Annotated in this window: 3 protein-coding genes; 2 read left to right on the plus strand and 1 reads right to left on the minus strand. The window is 58.4% G+C overall.

The window, feature by feature from the left end:
* The first annotated feature begins 320 nt into the window (after positions 1 to 320).
* The gene (locus AB5758_RS06885) at positions 321 to 1,373 is read left to right on the plus strand and encodes a branched-chain amino acid aminotransferase (protein WP_035138743.1); all 1,053 of its coding nucleotides are present in this window, start codon (positions 321 to 323) and stop codon (positions 1,371 to 1,373) included.
* A gap of 169 nt (positions 1,374 to 1,542) precedes the next feature.
* Complete coding sequence (locus AB5758_RS06890) at positions 1,543 to 1,818, plus strand: hypothetical protein (RefSeq protein WP_204987281.1); 276 nt, start codon at positions 1,543 to 1,545, stop codon at positions 1,816 to 1,818.
* A gap of 114 nt (positions 1,819 to 1,932) precedes the next feature.
* Here the strand turns inward: AB5758_RS06890 and AB5758_RS06895 are convergent, their stop codons facing one another.
* The gene (locus tag AB5758_RS06895; protein ID WP_171021549.1) at positions 1,933 to 2,484 is read right to left on the minus strand and encodes a LemA family protein; all 552 of its coding nucleotides are present in this window, start codon (positions 2,482 to 2,484) and stop codon (positions 1,933 to 1,935) included.
* Positions 2,485 to 2,625 lie beyond the last annotated feature (141 nt).

The following is a 2,625-nucleotide window of genomic DNA, read 5'->3' on the forward strand; positions in this document are numbered from 1 at the left end:
CATGCTTCACCCTCAAATCAACGCGCATAAAGAAAGCCTCCCATTTCTCATGTCCAAGAAATGGGAGGCAGTTCATTACGGTGGCGGGCCTTTTTGCTTCGGTCAAATGAAAATACTTTACTTAGTTAAAGAAAAGCGTTTTATCAGACGCGTGCGGGGAGTACAATCTCGTGCATGCGAATCGACGTGCCATCGGCTTTGATGCTGCTCGCGTGTCCCGTCCGGCTCTACGCTCCGGGCGTGCGACGTTGCGACGCGGTCGGCCTCGGTCCTTGCGTGCGGGTTCGCGAGTATGCAACTGTGTATGTAAGGAGCGACATATGACTGTCGAGAAGAAGGATATCGATTGGGGTAGCCTCGGCTTTGGCTACATGAAGACCGATTACAGCTACGAGGCTCATTGGAAGGATGGCGAGTGGGACGAGGGCGGCCTGACCACCGACCACACCCTGCATGTCTCCGAGTGCGGCGGTATCTTCCATTACTGCCAGGAGGTCTTTGAGGGCCTGAAGGCCTACACCGCCGAGGACGGCAGCATCGTCTGCTTCCGTCCCGACATGAACGCTGAGCGTATGTATAACTCTGCCCAGCGCCTCGAGATGCCCCCGTTTCCCAAGGACAAGTTCGTTGAGGCCGTCAAGCAGGTCGTTTCTGCCAACGCCGCCTGGGTTCCGCCCTTCGGTTCCGGCGCGACCCTGTACGTGCGTCCGTTTATGATCGGCTCCGGTGACGTGATCGGCGTGGCTCCCGCTCCTGAGTACACGTTCCGCATTCTCGTGACCCCGGTCGGTCCGTACTTTAAGGGCGGCCTCAAGCCCGTCAAGCTGCGCGTTTCCGAGTATGACCGTGCTGCACCGCACGGCACCGGCAACATCAAGGCCGGCCTGAACTACGCCATGTCCCTTAAGCCCACGATGGAGGCCCATCGCGAGGGCTATGCCGAGAACCTGTATCTCGACTCCGAGTCCCGCACCTATGTCGAGGAGACCGGTGGCGCCAACGTCCTGTTCGTGAAAGAGGATGGCACGCTCGTCGTTCCGCAGTCGCACACCGACTCCATCCTGCCCTCTATCACCCGTCGTTCGCTCGTTCAGGTTGCTCAGGACCTGGGCATGACCGTTGACCAGCGCCCCGTCGAGTGGGCCGAGGTCAAGGCCGGCACCTTTGTGGAGTGCGGCCTGTGCGGCACCGCTGCCGTCATCTCTCCGGTTGGCGAAATCGACAACAAGGTTTACGGCGCCGACGAGACCGTGACCTTCCCGGCTGGATACACCGAGATCGGCCCTGTGATGAAGAAGCTTCGCGAGACCCTGACTGGTATCCAGTCTGGTGCTGTCGAGGACAAGCACAACTGGGTTTACACCGTCGCGTAATTTGTCTTACCTATCCGGGCAGAGAACAAGTTCCCTCCCGGCGCGTCCTCGGACATGCAAGAAGCCCTCGCTGCGCACTTCGTGCGGCGAGGGCTTCTTGCGTCCTGCGGAGTGCGCCGGGAGGGAACTTGTTCTCTGCCCTGCGGGTTCGGCGATGTCACAACGGGCAATGATTAATCTGAATAAAGATGGTGCGCGGCCTTTTAGGCTGCGCTTTTGCTTTGCTTCGCGCCATGTGGGGGCGGTGGCGACGTGCATTTTTGCGAGTATTCTGCAGTCGAAGGTCCCTGCATACCGATCTCGGGCAAAAAATCGGGAGTTCTCGATGTTTTCTACGAATGATGGGCGGGGTTATGGGCTGGCAGCGTTTGATTTGCAGGGATATTCGCGGTCTTTGGCATTTATCGTGGCGCCCGAAGCTCTTGGTTATGTTGAATACTCCTAAAAATGCACGACGCTTAGAGGGGGACCTTCGCGAAAAAGGAAACCGCCCCGTCGAAGTATGCATTCGACGGGGCGGTTTATGCATTTGGCCGATTAAGGATGCGCTGTCAAACTACTAGAACTTGACGGTCGGGGCCTGGCGGGCTGCTTCGGCGGCCTCGAAGCCCTGGCGCTCCTTAAACTGGAAGATGCCGGCAAAGATGACAGCCGGGAACGTCTGAATGGCGTTGTTGTAGCTGAGCACGCAATCGTTGTAGCTCTGGCGTGCATAGCTAATCTTGTTCTCGGTATCCTCGAGCGATGCCTGCAGCTGCGTAAAGTTGGTGTTTGCCTTAAGATCGGGATAGGCCTCGGCTACGGCGAAGAGCTGACGCAGCGCACCGGTCAGCACGTTGTCGGCTTCCATCTTGGCTTCGGGCGTGGTGGCCTTGACGGCGGTGTTACGCGCGCTGATCACGGCGGAGAGCGTCTCCTGCTCGTGCTTGGCGTAGCCCTTGACGGTCTCGACCAGGTTGGGGATCAGGTCGTTGCGACGCTGCAGCTGCGTATCGATGTTCTGCCAGGCGTTATCGATGCGGTTACGCTTGGTGACCATGTTGTTGTAGATGCCGGCGATGGCGCAGGCAATCACAATGACAACAACGATGCCGATGATGACGGGAAGCATGATGTCTCCGTTTCGAATGGCCGCGGCGGCATGCGCCAGCTGCCGTTGGTATAACGCTACTAGTATACCCGCAACGTTTTGTCGTGCCGAACTTTCCGGTAAGCGTTGTGTTTTCGGCGGGGTTGGCACCGGGGCAAAGCC

The organism is Collinsella aerofaciens, from assembly GCF_040926405.1.
In the GTDB taxonomy this organism is placed as follows: Bacteria; Actinomycetota; Coriobacteriia; order Coriobacteriales; family Coriobacteriaceae; genus Collinsella.

Excerpts from the sequence above, each read along its gene's own strand:
- AB5758_RS06885 (WP_035138743.1), top strand. The coding sequence starts at position 321 with ATGACTGTCGAGAAGAAGGATATCGATTGGGGTAGCCTCGGCTTTGGC.
- AB5758_RS06890 (WP_204987281.1), top strand. The coding sequence starts at position 1,543 with ATGATTAATCTGAATAAAGATGGTGCGCGGCCTTTTAGGCTGCGCTTT.
- AB5758_RS06895 (WP_171021549.1), bottom strand. The coding sequence starts at position 2,484 with ATGCTTCCCGTCATCATCGGCATCGTTGTTGTCATTGTGATTGCCTGC.